The following is a 16,797-nucleotide window of genomic DNA, read 5'->3' as shown; positions in this document are numbered from 1 at the left end:
CCCGCGCACCGGAGCCCGCCCTGCGGCTCAGAACGACTTGAGCCAGTTCTCCAGCAGGTGCGCGCCCGCGTCACCGGACTTCTCCGGGTGGAACTGGGTGGCCTGCAGCGGACCGTTCTCCACCGCCGCGACGAACCGGTCGCCCCCGTGCTCGGCCCACGTCACCAGCGGCGGGCGCAGGTGCTCGGCGGGCTGGAGCTCCCAGGTGCGGACGCCGTAGGAGTGCACGAAGTAGAAGCGGGTGTCCTCGGCCAGCCCGGCGAAGAGCTGGGAGCCCTCCGGGGTCCGCACCGTGTTCCAGCCCATGTGCGGCACGATCGGGGCCTGGAGGCGCTCGACCGTGCCGGGCCACTCGCCGCAGCCCTCGGTCTCCAGGCCGTGCTCGATGCCCCGCGCGAACAGGATCTGCATCCCGACGCAGATGCCCAGCACCGGCCTGCCGCCCGCGAGGCGCTGGCCGATGAGCCTGCCGCCGCGCACGGCGTTCAGGCCCGCCACGCAGGCCGCGTAGGCGCCGACGCCGGGGACCACCAGCCCGTCCGCCGCCAGCGCCGCCTTGGGGTCGGCGGTCACCTCCACGTCCGCGCCGACGCGCTGGAGCGCCCGCTCGGCGGAGCGGAGGTTGCCTGATCCGTAGTCCAGTACGACGACGCGTGCCACGGCACCAGGCTAGGCCAACGGCGAGCCGCCCTGGGTCACCGGGACCACCGGGAGGACCGTGTTGATGGCCAGGCCCGCGCGGCCCGGCAGCGCGGACACCCAGGTGTCGGCGCGGCCCTCGTCGACGAGTCTGCGCACCTCGCGGGCGTCGTCGGGCAGGTCGAGGTCGGCCGCCGCCTTGCGCAGGCCCCACCAGCGGGTCAGCGGGACGAGCTTGCGGGCGGCCCCGGTGTGGCCTGCGGCACTGCCGTCGTCCCACAGCTCGCCCGCCGGGCTCCAGCGCAGGACCACGGCCTTGTCGCCGACCGCGCGGCACTGCTCGGCGAGCCTGGTCGCGGCGGTGTAGCCGGTCTCCCGGCGCGGGAGCAGGACGGTGCCGGAGGTCAGCGGGACGAGTGCGGCGGGACCGGCCTCGGCCCGGTGCAGGGCCAGCTGCAGCTCCGCGGTCGGCGCGGACGTCCAGATCAGCGTTCTCGGCGCGCTCACGGTGGAGATCATGCCTCAGCGGGGGTGGTCGGCTCGTGGATGCCCCCCACGTGCGCGGGGCACGTGGGGGGCGTCCCGGTCCAGCGCCCCCTCAGCGCCTCCCGAACAGCCGTCGGGCCGCCTCCCGGATGCCCACCGGGTCGAGCTCGTGGGCGCTGTCGTGGTCGGCGGTGGTGCCGTAGGCGCGCAGCTCCTCGTCCCGGCGCACGCCCAGCGAGCGCAGCCGGTGCGGCTCGTCCGCCAGGGCCGCCGCCACCCGGTGCGCGGAGGTGCCCTCCAGGTACGGCTCGACCAGCAGCACGTCCGGGCGGGCGTGGGCCACCGCGCGGCGCAGGCCCGCCGAGTCGAACGGGCGGACCGTGGTGGCGTAGAGCACGGTCACGTCCAGGTCGGACACCGCGGCGAGGACGTCGTCCAGCACCGGGCCGACCGCGATCACCACGCCCGCGCCGCCGCGCCGCACCTCGGTGAACCCCTCGACCACCGGGAGCGGGGCGGCGTTGGTCCGCAGGGACAGCCGCAGGTAGGTGCGGTCGTCGCGGGCCAGCGCGGCGGTGAGCAGCGGTTCGACCTCGTCGGGGTGGCCGGGGACGTGCACGGTCCAGCCGGGCAGGGTGTCGATCAGGGCCACGTCGGCGGGCGACTGGTGGGTGCGGCCGAGGCCGGGGTCGTCGTAGGAGCCGCCGATGCCGACCAGGACCGCGCCGAGGTCCTGGTGGCCGAGGTCGAGCTTGAGCTGCTCGTACGGGCGCTCGACCAGGAACGGGGCGTAGGAGTGGACGACCGGGCGCAGGCCGGTGAGGGCCAGGCCAGCGCCGACGCCGACCATGGCCTGCTCGCGGATGCCGACGTTGACCACGCGCTCGTGGTCGGGCAGCACGTCGCGGGAGATCTCGGCGATGACGGCGGCGATCCTCGGGTCCTCGGCGAGGCCGGTCCGCAGGACGCGGGCGAAGACCTCGCGCATGGTGGTGGTGCTCATCGCTTGGCCTCCACCTTCGCGACGACGGCCAGCGGCCTGCCGGGGTGCGGGGCGGTGTACGCGGCGTGCAGCGCGTCGTGGTCGCGGCCGTCCACCTCGGCGGTGGCCCAGCCCTCGACCTCGAAGCGGCGGGCGACGCCGCCGGGCCAGCCGAGCGAGCCGGAGGAGTTGTCCACGACGGTGGTCACGAGCGAGTCCAGGCCGCGCCTGCCCGCCACCGCGATGGCCTCGTGGTTGCTGCCCTCGTCCAGCTCGGCGTCGCCGACGAGCACGTGCACGGCGGGGTCGGGCCTGCCGCGCAGGCGCAGGCCGATGGCGACGCCGACCGCGATGGGCAGGCCGTGGCCGAGCGAGCCGCTGCCGATCTCGACGCCGGGCACGAGCACGCCGTCGGGGTGCAGGCCCAGCCGCGAGCCCCAGCCCGCCCAGCCGTCCAGCTCGGCCGGGTCGAGGAAGCCCTTGGCGGCGAGGACCGCGTAGTAGGCCATCGGACCGTGCCCCTTGGACAGCAGGAACCGGTCCCGGTCGGGGTCGTCGAGGTGGCGCGGGTCGACCCGCAGCACCCGGTCGTAGAGGACCCAGAGGACGTCGAGGGTGGACTCCGCGGCCCACCCGTGCTTCTCGTCGCCGGTCATCCGCGTGATGAGCGCGGGGAGGGCGGCGTAATCGGTCGCCGTGGTCATGGCTACAGCCAACAACCTCGACCAAGGTCGAGGTCAACAGTAAGGTTGAGCTGGTGAGCAAGTTGCCGGAGATGTTGACCATCGGCCAGGTCGCCGAGCGCAGCGGGGTGCCGCACACGGCGCTGCGGTTCTACGAGGAGCGCGGGCTGATCGCCTCGGAGCGCACGGCGGGCAACCAGCGCCGCTACCCCAGGCACGTGCTGCGCAGGCTGGCGTTCATCCGCACCGCGCAGCGGGTGGGGCTGAGCCTGGAGGAGGTGCGGGCGGCGCTGGCGACGCTGCCGGAGGGGCGCACGCCGACGAAAACCGACTGGAGCAGGCTGTCCGGGCAGTGGCACTCTGAGCTCGACGCCCGGATCGACGCGCTGATCAGGCTGCGCGACCGGCTGACCTCCTGCGTGGGCTGCGGCTGCCTGTCCCTGCGGAGCTGCCTGCTGCAGAACTTCGACGACCAGCAGGCCGCCGACGGGCCGGGCGCGCCCAAGCTGAAGCCCGCCTCGGAGGGCGGGACCTGAGAGGAAGCACGTGACCGAGGACGAAGTGGTCAAGCTGTCCAAGCGGATGTCGCGCTGCCTGCGCCACGACCCCGGCCGGTACGGGCTGGCCCTGGACGCGGCGGGGTGGGTGGACCTGGGGAAGCTGGTGCGGGCGCTGCGCACCGACCGGGCGTCCGTGCTGGAGGTGGTGGAGCGCAACAACAAGCGGCGCTTCACCGTGCGGGGCGACCGGATCAGGGCCAACCAGGGGCACAGCGTCGCCGTGGAGCTGGGGCTCGCCCAGGTGGAGCCGCCGGGGGTGCTGTTCCACGGCACGAACGTCAAGGCGCTGCCGGACGTCCTGGTGGAGGGGCTGCGGCCGATGAACCGGCACGCGGTGCACCTGTCCACCGACCTGGCGACCGCGACGCAGGTGGGCGCGCGCCGGGGCAGGCCGGTGGTGCTGGAGGTGGACGCGGCGCGGATGCACGCCGACGGCCACGCGTTCAGCGTCAGCGAGAACGGGGTGTGGCTGGTCGCCGCCGTGCCGCCGGACTACCTGCGGCAGCGCTGATCCGGGGGCGGCCACCCGCCCCCGGACCCGTCAGCTCCAGGTCAGCGGCTCACAGCGCCCAGGCCACCGCGCCGCCGACGGCGAGCACCGCCAGCACGCCCAGCACGACCGCGAACCCCCGGTTCGTCTTCCAGGTGCTGTACACGCCGCCCAGCAGGAACCCGGCGACCGCGATGGTCCCGTAGACCACGTACTCCTTCTGCACCTACAGCACGCCCTTCGTGGACGGGACGACGCCCGCCACGCGCGGGTCCGGCTCGACCGCCGCGCGCAGCGCCCGGCCGATCGCCTTGTACTGCGCCTCCGCGATGTGGTGCGGGTCGCGGCCGTACTCCACGCGCACGTGCAGCGCGATGCCCGCGTGGAACGCCAGCGAGTCGAACACGTGCCGGTTCAGCACGAACGGGTAGTTCCCGCCGATGGTGAAGGCGTTGAACTCGGCCGGTTCGCCGGTGTGCACGCAGTACGGGCGGCCGGACACGTCGACCGCCGCGTGCGCGAGGGTCTCGTCCATGGGGATCCAGCAGTCGCCGAAGCGGCGGATGCCCTTCTTGTCGCCGAGGGCCTGCCTCAGCGCCTGGCCGAGCACGATCGCGGTGTCCTCGACGGTGTGGTGCGCGTCGATGTCCGTGTCGCCGGTGGCCCTGACCACCAGGTCCAGCGATCCGTGCGTGCCGAGCGCGTTGAGCATGTGGTTGTAGAACGGCACGCCCGTGTCGATCTCCACCTGCCCCGTGCCGTCGAGGTCGACCTCGACCAGCACCGAGGACTCCCTGGTGGCGCGCTCCACCCTGCCGACCCGGCTCACCGGCTGACCTCCTTGCTCGCTGACAGGAAACCGTTGTTCTCGTCCGGCGTGCCGATGGTCACCCTGAGCCTGCCGGGGATGCCGACGTCGCGGATGAGCACGCCCCGGTCCAGGTACTCCTGCCAGGTGGCGCGCGCGTCGGCGAACTCGCCGAACAGGACGAAGTTGGCGTTGCTGGGCGTCACGTCGAAGCCCATGCCGGACAGCTCGGACACCACCCGGTCGCGCTCGGCGGCCAGCAGCGCCACCGACCCGAGGGTGGCGCCCGCGTGCCGGAGGGCGGCGCGCGCGGCGGCCTGGGTGAGCGCGGACAGGTGGTAGGGCAGCCGCACGAGCAGCAGCGCGTCGACCACGGCGGGGGCGGCGGCCAGGTAGCCGAGCCGCCCGCCCGCGAACGCGAACGCCTTGCTCATGGTGCGGCTGACGATGAGCTTGTGCGGGAACTCCGCCAGCAGCCCGACCGCGCTGGGCCGGTCGGAGAACTCGGCGTAGGCCTCGTCCACCAGGACCACGCCGGGCGCGGCCTCCAGGAGCCCGCGCAGGTCCTCGGTGGGCACGGACTGCCCGGTGGGGTTGTTGGGGCTGGTCACGAACACCACGTCCGGCCGCCGCTCGGCCACGACCTCGGCGGCCCGGTCGGTGTCCAGGGAGAAGTCCGCGCGCCGGGGCGCGGGGAACCACTCCGTCCTGGTGCCCGCCGCGATGATCGGGTGCATCGAGTAGGACGGCTCGAAGCCGAGCGCGGTGCGGCCGGGTCCGCCGAAGGCCTGGAGCACCTGCTGCAGGATCTCGTTGGACCCGTTGGCCGCCCACAGGTTCCGCTCGGTCAGCGGCACGCCGGTCGCGCCCGCGAGGTACCGGGCGAGGTCGGCGCGCAGCGCGCGGGCGTCGCGGTCCGGGTAGCGGTGCAGCTCGGCCGCCGCCTCGGCCACCTCGGCGGTGATCTCGGCGACCAGCTCCGGGGTCGGCGGGTACGGGTTCTCGTTGGTGTTGAGCCGGATCGGCACGTCCAGCTGCGGCGCGCCGTACGGCGACCTGCCGCGCAGGTCCTCGCGCAGCGGCAGGTCCGCGAGGCCCACCCGCTCGCCGGGCGCGGCGGCGCCCTCCCGCTCCAGGACGGCGCTCTCCCGCTCCAGGTCGGAGCTGTCCAGCCTCGGGCTCATCGGGGGAACCTCGCCGTCACGGCCTGGCCGTGCGCGGGCAGGTCCTCGGCCTCGGCGAGCGCCACGACCTTGGCCGCGACCTCGCGCAGGGCGTCCTCGCTGTAGTCCACGACGTGGATGCCGCGCAGGAACGTCTGCACGGACAGCCCCGACGAGTGCCGGGCGCAGCCGCCGGTGGGCAGCACGTGGTTCGAGCCCGCGCAGTAGTCGCCCAGCGACACCGGCGAGTGCGGCCCGACGAACACCGCACCGGCGGCGCGCACCCGCGCGGCCACGGCGGCGGCGTCGGCGGTCTGGATCTCCAGGTGCTCGGCGGCGTAGGCGTCCACGACGCGCAGGCCGTCGTCCACGGTGGACACCAGCACGACGCCGGACTGCTCGCCGGTGAGCGCGGTGCGGACCCGCTCGTGGTGCTTGGTCCCCGGCACCAGCCGGGCCAGCTCGGCGTCGACGGCGTCGGCGAGCGGCTCGGAGGTGGTGACCAGGACGGCGGCGGCCAGCGGGTCGTGCTCGGCCTGGCTGATCAGGTCGGCGGCCACGTGCACCGGGTCGGCGGTCTCGTCGGCGAGCACCGCGATCTCGGTGGGACCGGCCTCGGCGTCGATGCCGATCAGGCCGCGCAGCAGGCGCTTCGCGGCGGTCAGGTAGATGTTGCCGGGGCCGGTGACCAGGTCGACGGCCTCCAGCTCGTCCCCGGTGGTGTCCGTGCCGCCGTGCGCGAGCAGCGCGACGGCGAGCGCGCCGCCGACCGCCCACACCTCGGTGACGCCGAGCAGCGCGGCGGCGGCCAGCACGGTGGGGTGCGGCAGCCCGCCGAAGTCGGCCTGCGGCGGCGAGCACACCACGAGCGACTCGACGCCCGCCGTCTGCGCGGGGACGACGTTCATGACCACGCTGGACGGGTACACGGCGAGGCCGCCGGGCGCGTACAGGCCGACCCGGCGGACCGGGACCCAGCGCTCGGTGACCGTGCCGCCGGGCACGACCTTGGTAGTGGTGTCGGTGCGGCGCTGGTCGGCGTGGACGGCGCGGGCGCGGGCGATGGACTCCTCCAGCGCGGCCCTGACCTCGGGGTCGAGCCCGGCGAGCGCGGCGTCCAGCTCGGCCTGCGGCACGCGCACCCGCTCGGGGCGGACGCCGTCGAAGCGCTCGGTGTGCTCCAGCACGGCCTCGACGCCCCGGTCCCGCACGTCCTGCACCAGCGGGCGGACCTGATGCAGCACCGCGTCCACGTCGACCTCGGCGCGCGGCAGTGCGGCGCGCAGTTCGGCGGCGGACGGGACCCGACCTCGCAGGTCGACGCGGTTGAGCATGTCACCAGGGTAGGGCGTCCACCATCCGGGCGAGTGGCAGGCCCGTGGTGCGTCAACTGTCAGCTCTCACACCATGCGGTGAAGCCGTCCAATGGACCTTTCCGAAGGGTGACGGGAGCGCCACGCTGCGTGGTGCGCGACAACGAGGTCGCCGCACTCCGTCGCACAACCCTGCCTGATGATGGAGGAAGCAGATGTCCTTCAAGCGACGCGGTCTCACGGCCGTGGCGCTCGGAGCCTGCCTGGTCCTGGTGCCCCTGCACACCGGGTCCGCGCAGCCGAGCGCGCAGAAGTCCCCCCAGCGGGAGCTGGTCGAGATCACGGCCGTCGACGCGCAGCAGCGCACGAGGGTCGCCGACACCGGGGTCGACGTGCTCGGCGTCGACGGCGACCGGATGACGGTCGTCGCCGAGCCGAACCACCGGAGCCTGCTGACGGCCACCGGACTGCCCACCAGGTCGCTGGGCGACGCGAACGCCGAGCTGGCGGCGCTGGGGAAGGTGCAGTTCGCCGATCCGAAGCCGGGCGAGGTGGGCGCCAGAGACTTCCCGTCCGGGTACACCGGGTACCACAACTACGCCGAGATGGTCGCCGAGCTGCGGCAGACCGTGACCGACCACCCCACCCTGGTCACGCTGCGCAGCATCGGCAAGTCGTACGAGGGCCGCGACCAGTGGGCCATCAAGCTCAGCGACAACCCGTCGGTCGACGAGGCCGAGCCCGAGGTGCTGTTCACCTGCAACCAGCACGCGCGCGAGCACCTGACCGTCGAGATGTGCCTGCACATCATCAAGCGCTACACCGACGGCTACGCCACGAACCCCACGATCAAGTCCCTGGTGGACTCGCGGGAGATCTGGATCGTGCCCAGCGTCAACCCGGACGGCGCCGAGTACGACATCGCGGCGGGCACGCTGCGGGCGTGGCGCAAGAACCGGCAGCCGAACTCGACGTCGGTCGGCACCGACCCGAACCGCAACTGGGGCTACAAGTGGGGCTGCTGCGGCGGTTCCAGCGGCTCCGGGTCGTCGGAGACCTACCGGGGCACCGCCGCGTTCTCCGCGCCGGAGACCCGCAACATCCGCGACTTCGTGGGCAGCCGGGTCGTCGGCGGCGTGCAGCAGATCAAGGCCAACATCGACTGGCACACCTACTCCGAGCTGATCCTGTGGCCGTACGGCTACACCTACTCGGACACCGACACCGGGCTGAACGCCACGCAGGCCAGCGTGTTCTCCACGCTGGGCAGGCGGATGGCCGCGCTGAACGGGTACACCCCGCAGCAGGCCAGCGACCTGTACATCACCGACGGCGCGGTGGACGACTGGATGTGGGGCACGCACAAGATCTGGAGCTACACGTTCGAGATGTACCCGTCCTCGGGCGGCGGGACGAGCGGGTTCTACCCGCGCGACACGGTCATCGCGGCGCAGACCGCGCGCAACGACTCGGCCGTGGAGCTGTTCCTGGGCTACGCGGACTGCCCGCCCCGGATCATCAGCAGCACCTGCTGACCCGGTAGCGACGCGGCCCGGCCGCGCGGGGGCCCCGAACCTCCCCGCGCGACCGGGCCGCCGCTCTCGCCCGTCCTGCCGCTCTCGCCCGTCGTCCCCGCTCAGAGCCCGGCGACGACGTCCACGGCCCGGTCGACCTGGGCGGGTTCGAGGAAGTAGTGCGGGGAGGCCCGGACCACCTCGGTGACGCCGCGCCTGGTCATGTCCAGCCGGGTGGAGGTGAGCCCGCTGGTGGTGACGGTGACGTCCGCCTCGGCGAGCCGGGCCCTCACGTCCGAGGGCTCCCGGCCGTCGACGGTGAACGTGACGATGCCGGAGCGCCGCTCCCCCAGGTCGCGCACGGTCACCCCGCTGATCCCGGACAGCCCGGCGCGCAGCCGCTCGGCGCGCGCGGACACCTCGGCGGCAATGGCGTCGATCCCCAGGTCCAGGGCGTAGCGGGCGGCGGTGATGAGGCCGAGCCGGTCGGCGATGCCGTACTCCCACAGCTCGTGGGCCCTGGCGTCCGCGCGCACCGAGAACTCGGCCGGTCCGGTCCACTCGCCGCCGTGCAGGTCGACCAGCCGGGGCCGCACCCGCTCGGCGACGGCCCTGCGGACGACCAGCACGCCGGTGCCCCTGGGCCCGCGCAGCCACTTGCGGCCGGTGGCGGAGATCAGGTCCACGCCCAGCTCGTCGGCGCGCACCGGCAGCTGGCCGATGCTCTGGCAGGCGTCCAGCAGCACCAGCGCGCCCACCTCGTGCGCGGCGTCGGCGACCTCGCGGACCGGGTTGACCAGGCCGCCGTTGGTGGGGGCGTGCACGAGGGAGACCAGCTTGACCCGCTCGTCCAGCAGCTCCCGCAGCGCGGCCACGTCGACCTGGCCTGCCGCGTCGGACGGGATGGTCTCCACGGTCGCGCCGACCTCGCGGGCGCGCTGCAGGACCGGGATGGCGTTGCCCGCGTACTCGACCTCGGTGACCAGCACCCGGTCACCGGCGGCCAGCGGGACGGCGTCGAACGCGGACAGCCACGAGCGGGTGGCGCTGTCGGTGAAGGCGATCTCGTCGGGTTCGGCCCCGAGGAGCTCGGCGAGCACGCCGTACCCGGCTTCGAGGTCGTCGGCGCGCTCGGCGGCGGCGAGGTAGCCGCCGATCTCGGCCTCGCGGCGCAGGTGGCCGACGACCTCGTCGACGACCTGGTTCGGCGGGAGGGAGGAGCCCGCCGAGTCGAGGAAGGCGCCTCGGGAGGCGGCGGGGGTGTCGGCTCGGACGGTGGTCAGGTCGATCACTTGGAACCCCACTTCTCGATGTTCCACCACGGCCCCCAGGAGAGCGGACCGGCGCCCGCCGTGTCCACCACCTGCTGGTAGCCGTTCCAGTTGTCGCGCACCACGTAGGTGTGCTGGACCAGGGCGAGCACGACCATCGCCGGGTCCTCGACGTAGGCGCGCTGGAACTGCCGGTAGGCGGTGGCCCGCTGGGCGGGGTCGAGCTGGGCGCGACCGGTGTCGAGCGCGGCGTCCACGACCGGGTCGGAGTAGCCCCACGGGTTGCCGGTGCGCAGCGCGGCGGTGAGGGCGAGGTCGGGGTCGAACGGGGAGCCGCCCGCCCACAGCAGCGCGTCCTGGCCGAGGCGGGGCCGGATCGAGTCCCAGGCCAGGCCTGCGAGCTGCACGTCGACGCCGACCGCGCGGGCGTCGGCGGCGAAGCCGGTGGCCAGGTCGTTGCGGACGACGTCGCCGATCGGGTACATCAGGGTGAACCGGGCGGGCGCGCCGTCGCGCGAGCGCATCCCGTCCGCCCCCTTGGCCCAGCCCGCCTGGTCGAGCAGCTGCTCGGCGCGGGCCTTGTCGTGGCGGATCGACGCGGTGGTGTCGACGTACTCGGGCGTGGTCTCCGGGACCGGGGTGCTGGCGGCGGCGCCCTTGCCGCCCAGCAGGCTCTGCACGAGGGCCTCCCGGTCGACGGCGGCGTTGAGGGCGGCGCGGATCGCCGGGTCGCCGGTGACCTGGTTGCCGGTGGGCAGGGTGACCGCGCGCAGGTCGGCGGACCGGTGGGTGATCAGCCGCATCCCGCTGGCCGAGCCCGCGAGGGAGGCGAGGCGGGGCGGCAGCTCGGCGCCGTCGAAGTCGCCCGCCTGCATCCGCTGGGCGCGGGTGTTGTCGTCGGGCACGAACACGACGGTCAGCTCGCGCACGCCCGGCGCGCCGCCCCGGAACTCGGGGTTGGCGGTGAGCTGGAGGCGGTCGCCGCGCTTGTGCTCGACGACCTGGTAGGGGCCGGTGCCGATGGGCTTGACCTGGTCGAGGGGCACGCCGAGCGCCTCGCTGGGCAGGATGCCGAGGACGAGCTTGTGCGGGAACGCGGCCCAGGGCTTCTCCAGGGCGAACCGGACGGTGCGGTCGTCCAGCTGCTCGACGCCCTGCAACCCGGCGAAGTCGGCGCGGACGGTCGAGCCGGTGGCCGGGTCGAGCAGGGCGCGGTAGGTGGCGACGACGTCCTCGGGGCCGAAGGTGGAGCCGTCGCTGAACTTGACGCCCTCGCGCAGGGTCGCGGTCCAGGACAGGCCGTCGGCGGAGGGGGTGGGCAGCTGCTCGGCGAGGGCCGGGGCGAGGGTGAGGTCGGCGGAGTGCGCGACGAGCCCGTCGTAGACCTTGGCGGCGCCGTTCGCGCCGTAGCCGAGCAGCGGGTTCAGCGAGGTGGGCTCGACGGCCTGGGCGAGCACCATGGAGCTGTTGTCGTCGGTGCCGCCCGCGTTCGGCGTGGGCGACCCGGTGCACCCCGCGACGCCGACGAGGAGGGCCAGGGCGGACGGGAGCAGGAGGGCGCGCACGGGGCCCGACACTACCTAGAGTGGGGTCATGCGTGTCGCGCTGTGCCAGTTCAACTCGACCACCGACCCGGCGGCCAACCTGGGGCTGGTGAAGACGCAGGTGGCGACGGCCGCCGCGCGGGGCGCGCGGGTGGTGGTGCTGCCCGAGGCGGTGATGTGCCGGTTCGGCGTGCCCCTCGGTCCGGTGGCGGAGCCGCTGGACGGACCGTGGGCGACGGCGGTGCGGGCGGTCGCGGACGAGCACGGGGTGGTCGTGGTGGCGGGGATGTTCACCCCATCGCCCGACGGACGAGTGGCCAACACCCTCCTGGTCACCGGCGGTGACCACCACGTCGGGTACGACAAGATCCACCTGTTCGACGCGTTCGGCTTCACCGAGTCGCGCACCGTGGCACCCGGCGGCGAGCCGCTGGTGGTGGAGGTCGACGGGGTGGGGCTGGGCCTGGCGACCTGCTACGACGTGCGGTTCCCCGAGCTGTTCCGGGCCTTGGCGGACCGGGGCGCGGCGGCCGTGGTGGTGGCCGCGTCGTGGGGGGCGGGCGAGGGCAAGGTGGAGCAGTGGCGGCTGCTGGCGCGGGCGCGGGCGCTGGACAGCACGACGTGGGTGCTGGCGTGCGGCCAGTCCGACCCCGGCGAGCAGGCGGGCTCGGCGCCGACCGGGGTGGGGCACAGCCTGGCGGTGGGGCCGATGGGCGGGGTGGTGGCCGAGCTGGGGGCCGAACCGGGGGTGCTGGTGGTGGACGTGGACGTGGCGGCGGTGGCGAAGGCGCGCGAGGTGCTGCCGGTGCTGGCGAACCGGCGGTTGTAGCGGGCGGGGCGGTTGCGCCGGGTGGGACGGTTGTGCTGGGCGGGGCGCCCGGCTTCCCTGCGGCACTGGCGCGCAGCGGTGTGAAACCTCGATCACTTCCGGGTGGACCGCCTGCTCGGGACGGGTGTCGGGCGCGGGGAGCGGGTAGCTCGGAACCTGGCGGGGGTGCCCCGCGAGGGGAGCTGCGTGATGATCAACCCGGTCGACGTGGACCGACTCCACGACTGCGAGGTGCTGGACGAGCGCGGCAAGCGCATCGGGTCGGTGAAGCGGGTGTGGCTGGACGACGAGGACGGGCGGCTGGTGTGGGCCTCGGTGCACACCGGGCTGCTCGGGCTGCGGGAGCGGTTCGTGCCGATCCAGCAGGCGGCGATCGACGAGCAGACGATCGTGGTGCCGTTCGCCAAGCAGTGGGTGCGCGACTCGCCGCACCTGGAGGTCACGGGCGAGGTGCTGACGGACGCCCAGCAGGCCGAGCTGTACAGCTACTACGGCGTGACCCCGCGAACGGGTGACCACGACCGGTTGACCGGCAGCAACTTCAGTGGCGGCCGGGCGATCAGCGACCGGATCGCCGCGGAGCGCTGGCCCTCGGCCGACGAGGACGAGGTGGGAGGCGCGCAGTAGCGCGCCGCCGTCCGGTGGCGAGGGCCACCGGACGGCGGGACGAGCACGGGGGACGCGGGGGCGGCAAAGGCGCGAGCAGGGTAGGCGCGGAGCCCGATCGGCGCGAACCCGCCCCACCCGGCGCGAGCCAGCCCGGTCAGCGCGCCCCACCAGGGCGGGGCGCGAACCGGCCCCGGTCAGGACGCGCCCATCCCGCTCAGCGCGGCCCTTCGGTCCGGCCGGGTCCGCTGTTCAGCGCGGCCCCCGGTCCGGCCGGGTCCCCCGCTGAGTGCGGGCCCACCCCGATCCGGCCGGTCCCCCGCTCAGCGCAGGTCCATCCCCAGGTCCAGCGCGGGCGAGGAGTGGGTCAGGCCGCCGACCGCCAGGTAGTCCACGCCGGTCTCGGCGTACGCGCGGGCCACGTCCAGGGTCAGCCCCCCGGACGCCTCCAGCAGCACCCCGCGCCCGGCCGCCCGGCGGACCGCCTCGGCGCAGTCGGCGACGGTGAAGTTGTCCAGCAGCACCAGCCCGACGCCCTCGTCCAGCGCCTCGTCGAACTGCTCCAGCGAGTCCACCTCGACCTCGCACGGCAGGTCGGGGGCGTGCGCGCGCACCGCCGCGATCGCGGCCCGCACCGATCCGGCGGCCTGCACGTGGTTGTCCTTGACCAGCACCGCGTCGCCGAGCCCGAGCCGGTGGTTCACCCCGCCGCCGCAGCGCACCGCGTACTTCTCCAGCAGCCGCAGCCCCGGCAGCGTCTTGCGCGAGTCGCGCACGGCCGCCTTCGTCCCGGCGACCTCGTCGACCCACGCGGCGGTCGCGGTGGCCACGCCGGACAGGTGGCACAGCAGGTTGAGCGCGGTCCGCTCGGCCGTGAGCAGCCCGCGCACCGGCCCGCGCAGCACCAGCGCGGGCTCGCCGGGCACCGCCTTCGCGCCGTCCTCGGCCCGCGCCAGCACCTCCACGCCGTCCCCGAGCACCGCCCGGAACACCTCCAGCGCCACCGGCACCCCGGCGAGCACCCCGGCCTTGCGCGGGGTCAGCTCGGCGACCGCCACGGCGTCGGCGGGCACGGTGGCCTCCGTGGTGGCGTCGGGCCCGTAGCGCAGGTCCTCCGCGAGCGCGGTCGTGATGACCGCGCGGGCGTCGTCCAGGTCCAGTCCGGTGCTCACGCCGCTCCCCTCACCCGTGCGGGTCCGCCCCGCACACCGGCGACGCCCCGACGGGCGCCGCTCACGTCCAGCGCGACCTTCACGCCGCGCCCCGCGCCAGCGCCGGATCGGCCAGCACCGGCTGCCCGCTCGGCGTCAGCCGCACCACCTGGCTGCGCGACCACCGAACCTCGTCGCGCCCCGCGTGGTCCGTCCGCACGTGGCACCCGCGCGTCTCGGTCCGCTCCGCGGCCGCCGCGATGAGCGCCCGCGCCGCGAGCGTCAGCGCCGCGTCCTCGACCAGCTCCCGGCTGTCCAGCACCCGGTCGGTGGTGGACAGGTCCAGCACCGACCCGACCACGGCCAGCCCCTCGGCGTCCCGCCCGATCGCCGCGTAGCGGCTCATCACCCGCTGCAGCGAGTCCCGGTCGGCGACGGGGGCGGTCGGCAGCTCGGCGTGGCCGGTCGTCCTGGTGAGCAGGCCAAGCGCCAGGTCGGCCGCGACCGCCTCGGCGGCCCGCTCCCCCACGACCAGCCCCTCCAGGAGGCTGTTCGACGCCAGCCGGTTCGCCCCGTGCAGCCCGGTCCTGGCCACCTCGCCCGCCGCGTACAGGCCGGTCACGGCGGTGCGCCCGTCGACGTCCGCCACCACGCCGCCGCACGCGAAGTGCGCGGCGGGCGCGACCGGGATGGGCTGGCTCGCCGGGTCGATCCCGGCCGCCAGGCACGCGGCCAGCACGGTCGGGAAGCGCCGGGCGAAGTCGCCGATGCCGGTCGCGTCCAGGAACACGTGGTCGTCGACCCCGCCGGGCGCGGTGGCCGCGTGCCGGGTGATGGCGGCGGCGACCACGTCGCGCGGGGCCAGGTCCTCCAGCGGGTGCACGCCGCGCATCACGCGCTGCCCGAGCGCGTCGAGCAGCACCGCGCCCTCGCCGCGCACGGCCTCGGTGACCAGCGGGCACCGGCCGCGCGCGCCGCGCCCGGTGTAGAGCACGGTCGGGTGGAACTGGACGAACTCGACGTCGGCCGCGAGCGCGCCCGCGCGCATGGCGAGCGCAAGCCCGTCGCCGGTGGCGACCTCCGGGTTGGAGGTGGCCTGGTAGAGCTGGCCGAGCCCGCCGGAGGCGAGCAGCACGGCGGGGGCCGTGACGACGCCGGGCACACCGGCCGAGTCCAGCACGAGCAGCCCGCACACCGCGCCGAGCGGGGTGCGCACGGCGTCGACGGCGACGTGGTCCTCCAGCACCGGCACCCGGTCGTCGAGCGCGGCGGCGAGCAGGGCCCGCTCCACCTCGGCCCCGGTGGCGTCGCCGCCCGCGTGGACGACGCGGAACGCGCTGTGCCCGCCCTCGCGGGTGCGGGCGAGCTTCCCGCCGGGGGCTGGGTCGAACACGGCGCCGCGCTCGCGCAGCCGGGTGACCGCCGCCGGTCCGCCGGAGACGATCGCCGCGACCGCGTCCTCGTCGCACAGGCCCGCGCCCGCGACGAGCGTGTCGGCGACGTGCGCGGCGACGGTGTCGCCCTCGTCGTGCTCGCCGGGCAGGACGACGGCCACGCCGCCCTGCGCCCACCGGGTGTTGCCGTCGCCGCCCGCCGCCTTGGTCACGACCAGCACGCGCAGCCCCAGCTCACGGGCCCGCAGCGCGGCGGTGAGGCCCGCCACGCCGGTGCCCACGACGACCAGGTCGGCGCGGGCCTCCCAGCGCGCCGCGCTCACTCGCCGCCGCCGGGCTGACCGATCTCGATCATGCGCTGCACGGCCCCCTGGGCGCGGCGGGCGGTCTCCAGGTCGACGTGCACCTCGTCGCGGTTCTCGCGCAGGCAGCGCAGCAGCGCGGTCGGGGTGATCATCTTCATGTAGGTGCAGGACGCGCGGTCGTTGACCGGGCGGAAGTCGATCTCCGGAGCGGCCTTGCGCAGCTGGTGCAGCATCCCGACCTCGGTGGCGACCAGGACGGACTTCGCGCTGGTCCCGCGCGCGGCGGTGATCATGTCGCCGGTGGACAGGATCTTGACCTGCTCGGCCGGGACGGTGCCCTCGCCCGCGAGGTAGAGCGCCGAGGTGGCGCAGCCGCACTCGGGGTGGATGAACAGGTCGGCGTCCGGGTTCTCGGCGGCGCGCGCGGCCAGCTCGGGGCCGTTGATGCCCGCGTGGACGTGGCACTCGCCCGCCCAGATGTGCAGGTTCTCGCGACCGGTCTCGCGCTTGACGTGCGCGCCGAGGAACTGGTCGGGCAGGAACAGCACCTCGCGGTCGGCCGGGATCGAGGCGACCACGTCCACCGCGTTGGACGAGGTGCAGCAGATGTCGGTCTCCGCCTTCACGTCGGCGGTGGTGTTGACGTAGGACACCACGACCGCGCCGGGGTGCTGCGACTTCCACTCGCGCAGCTGGTCGGCGGTGATGGAGTCGGCCAGCGAGCAGCCCGCGCGCTCGTCCGGGATGAGGACGGTCTTGTGCGGGGCGAGGATCTTCGCGGTCTCGGCCATGAAGTGCACGCCGCAGAAGATGATCGTGGACGCCTCGCTGGCGGCGGCGATGCGGCTGAGCGCCAGGGAGTCGCCGGTGTGGTGGGCGATGTCCTGGATCTCGGGCAGCTGGTAGTTGTGCGCCAGGATGACCGCGTCGCGCTCGCGGGCGAGCCGCAGCACCTCCTCGCGCCAGTCCGCGTCGGGCGCGATCCCGTCGTACGCGCCGTCCGAAGCGCGCTCCAGATAAGCGGTGGCAGCCATGAGTGGTCCTTCCCCGAGCCCCGTC

General features: G+C 74.8%; 18 protein-coding genes. 5 read left to right on the top strand and 13 right to left on the bottom strand.

Annotated features, from left to right (window positions below; translation table 11 throughout):
- Nucleotides 1-27 precede the first annotated feature (27 nt).
- The 4 genes from hisH to LV78_RS10785 form a co-directional block, all read right to left on the bottom strand.
- Complete coding sequence (hisH, locus tag LV78_RS10800; protein ID WP_253844704.1) at nt 28-660, bottom strand: imidazole glycerol phosphate synthase subunit HisH; 633 nt, start codon at nt 658-660, stop codon at nt 28-30.
- A 9-nt stretch (nt 661-669) separates the two neighbouring features.
- Nucleotides 670-1,146 carry a hypothetical protein gene (locus LV78_RS10795; RefSeq protein WP_253844703.1) on the bottom strand — a complete coding sequence of 159 codons (477 nt, stop codon included), beginning with the start codon at nt 1,144-1,146 and terminating at the stop codon, nt 670-672.
- A 91-nt stretch (nt 1,147-1,237) separates the two neighbouring features.
- On the bottom strand, nt 1,238-2,128 hold the full coding sequence (locus LV78_RS10790) for a transketolase family protein (protein ID WP_253844702.1): 891 nt from the start codon (nt 2,126-2,128) through the stop codon (nt 1,238-1,240).
- Nucleotides 2,125-2,811 (bottom strand): thiamine pyrophosphate-binding protein, encoded by a 687-nt coding sequence (locus tag LV78_RS10785; RefSeq protein WP_253844701.1) that lies wholly within the window; start codon nt 2,809-2,811, stop codon nt 2,125-2,127. Before LV78_RS10785 ends, LV78_RS10790 begins: the two co-directional genes overlap by 4 nt.
- A gap of 71 nt (nt 2,812-2,882) precedes the next feature.
- On the opposite strand from LV78_RS10785, the gene soxR reads away from it, so the two are divergent.
- A complete protein-coding gene (gene soxR / locus LV78_RS10780; RefSeq protein ID WP_253844949.1) occupies nt 2,883-3,326 on the top strand; it encodes a redox-sensitive transcriptional activator SoxR in 444 nt (147 codons plus the stop codon).
- Nucleotides 3,327-3,336: 10 nt separating this feature from the next.
- On the top strand, nt 3,337-3,861 hold the full coding sequence (locus LV78_RS10775) for an RNA 2'-phosphotransferase (RefSeq protein ID WP_253844700.1): 525 nt from the start codon (nt 3,337-3,339) through the stop codon (nt 3,859-3,861).
- 49 nt (nt 3,862-3,910) lie between these two features.
- On the opposite strand, the gene LV78_RS10770 is transcribed toward LV78_RS10775, so the two are convergent.
- From LV78_RS10770 to hisD, 4 genes are read right to left on the bottom strand one after another with little or no spacing between them, the layout of a single operon-like run.
- On the bottom strand, nt 3,911-4,066 hold the full coding sequence (locus tag LV78_RS10770) for a CG2302 family histidine operon protein (RefSeq protein WP_162945570.1): 156 nt from the start codon (nt 4,064-4,066) through the stop codon (nt 3,911-3,913).
- Complete coding sequence (gene hisB / locus LV78_RS10765) at nt 4,067-4,669, bottom strand: imidazoleglycerol-phosphate dehydratase HisB (RefSeq protein ID WP_253844699.1); 603 nt, start codon at nt 4,667-4,669, stop codon at nt 4,067-4,069.
- On the bottom strand, nt 4,666-5,832 hold the full coding sequence (locus tag LV78_RS10760; RefSeq protein ID WP_253844698.1) for a histidinol-phosphate transaminase: 1,167 nt from the start codon (nt 5,830-5,832) through the stop codon (nt 4,666-4,668). Before LV78_RS10760 ends, hisB begins: the two co-directional genes overlap by 4 nt.
- Entirely contained in the window at nt 5,829-7,145 is a 1,317-nt protein-coding gene (gene hisD / locus LV78_RS10755; protein ID WP_253844697.1) for a histidinol dehydrogenase, read from the bottom strand. The genes LV78_RS10760 and hisD overlap by 4 nt, the downstream gene beginning before the upstream one ends.
- Before the next feature lie 194 nt (nt 7,146-7,339).
- Between hisD and LV78_RS10750 the strand changes: the two genes are divergently transcribed.
- The gene (locus LV78_RS10750; protein ID WP_015804423.1) at nt 7,340-8,659 is read left to right on the top strand and encodes a M14 family metallopeptidase; all 1,320 of its coding nucleotides are present in this window, start codon (nt 7,340-7,342) and stop codon (nt 8,657-8,659) included.
- Nucleotides 8,660-8,760: 101 nt separating this feature from the next.
- Here LV78_RS10750 and LV78_RS10745 read toward each other — a convergent pair whose 3' ends face one another.
- Nucleotides 8,761-9,942 (bottom strand): aminotransferase class V-fold PLP-dependent enzyme, encoded by a 1,182-nt coding sequence (locus tag LV78_RS10745; protein ID WP_253844696.1) that lies wholly within the window; start codon nt 9,940-9,942, stop codon nt 8,761-8,763.
- Nucleotides 9,927-11,474: an ABC transporter substrate-binding protein gene (locus tag LV78_RS10740; protein ID WP_253844695.1), complete on the bottom strand. Its 1,548-nt coding sequence runs from the start codon at nt 11,472-11,474 to the stop codon at nt 9,927-9,929. Before LV78_RS10740 ends, LV78_RS10745 begins: the two co-directional genes overlap by 16 nt.
- 28 nt (nt 11,475-11,502) lie before the next feature.
- Between LV78_RS10740 and LV78_RS10735 the strand changes: the two genes are divergently transcribed.
- Both LV78_RS10735 and LV78_RS10730 read left to right on the top strand, forming a co-directional pair.
- Nucleotides 11,503-12,282 (top strand): carbon-nitrogen hydrolase family protein, encoded by a 780-nt coding sequence (locus tag LV78_RS10735; protein WP_253844694.1) that lies wholly within the window; start codon nt 11,503-11,505, stop codon nt 12,280-12,282.
- Nucleotides 12,283-12,471: 189 nt separating this feature from the next.
- The gene (locus LV78_RS10730; protein WP_253844693.1) at nt 12,472-12,909 is read left to right on the top strand and encodes a PRC-barrel domain-containing protein; all 438 of its coding nucleotides are present in this window, start codon (nt 12,472-12,474) and stop codon (nt 12,907-12,909) included.
- Between the two features lie 302 nt (nt 12,910-13,211).
- Here LV78_RS10730 and nadC read toward each other — a convergent pair whose 3' ends face one another.
- The 3 genes from nadC to nadA all read right to left on the bottom strand — a co-directional run bounded on the left by nadC (nt 13,212) and on the right by nadA (nt 16,772).
- Complete coding sequence (gene nadC / locus LV78_RS10725; RefSeq protein ID WP_253844692.1) at nt 13,212-14,060, bottom strand: carboxylating nicotinate-nucleotide diphosphorylase; 849 nt, start codon at nt 14,058-14,060, stop codon at nt 13,212-13,214.
- 79 nt (nt 14,061-14,139) lie between these two features.
- Nucleotides 14,140-15,756, bottom strand: a complete 1,617-nt coding sequence (locus LV78_RS10720) for an L-aspartate oxidase (protein ID WP_253844691.1) — start codon at nt 15,754-15,756, stop codon at nt 14,140-14,142.
- Complete coding sequence (gene nadA, locus LV78_RS10715) at nt 15,753-16,772, bottom strand: quinolinate synthase NadA (RefSeq protein WP_253844690.1); 1,020 nt, start codon at nt 16,770-16,772, stop codon at nt 15,753-15,755. Before nadA ends, LV78_RS10720 begins: the two co-directional genes overlap by 4 nt.
- Between the last annotated feature and the right edge of the window lie 25 nt (nt 16,773-16,797).

This window comes from Actinosynnema pretiosum, assembly GCF_024171695.1.
In the GTDB taxonomy this organism is placed as follows: domain Bacteria; phylum Actinomycetota; class Actinomycetes; order Mycobacteriales; family Pseudonocardiaceae; genus Actinosynnema; species Actinosynnema pretiosum.
This window is presented reverse-complemented; position numbering and strand designations above follow the sequence as displayed.

What these genes read in the sequence shown, in the direction of transcription:
- LV78_RS10790 (WP_253844702.1), bottom strand. Translation starts at nt 2,128, where the DNA reads ATGAGCACCACCACCATGCGCGAGGTCTTCGCCCGCGTCCTGCGGACC.
- LV78_RS10785 (WP_253844701.1), bottom strand. Translation starts at nt 2,811, where the DNA reads ATGACCACGGCGACCGATTACGCCGCCCTCCCCGCGCTCATCACGCGG.
- soxR (WP_253844949.1), top strand. Translation starts at nt 2,883, where the DNA reads ATGTTGACCATCGGCCAGGTCGCCGAGCGCAGCGGGGTGCCGCACACG.
- LV78_RS10760 (WP_253844698.1), bottom strand. Translation starts at nt 5,832, where the DNA reads ATGAGCCCGAGGCTGGACAGCTCCGACCTGGAGCGGGAGAGCGCCGTC.
- hisD (WP_253844697.1), bottom strand. Translation starts at nt 7,145, where the DNA reads ATGCTCAACCGCGTCGACCTGCGAGGTCGGGTCCCGTCCGCCGCCGAA.
- LV78_RS10750 (WP_015804423.1), top strand. Translation starts at nt 7,340, where the DNA reads ATGTCCTTCAAGCGACGCGGTCTCACGGCCGTGGCGCTCGGAGCCTGC.
- LV78_RS10735 (WP_253844694.1), top strand. Translation starts at nt 11,503, where the DNA reads ATGCGTGTCGCGCTGTGCCAGTTCAACTCGACCACCGACCCGGCGGCC.
- LV78_RS10730 (WP_253844693.1), top strand. Translation starts at nt 12,472, where the DNA reads ATGATCAACCCGGTCGACGTGGACCGACTCCACGACTGCGAGGTGCTG.
- nadA (WP_253844690.1), bottom strand. Translation starts at nt 16,772, where the DNA reads ATGGCTGCCACCGCTTATCTGGAGCGCGCTTCGGACGGCGCGTACGAC.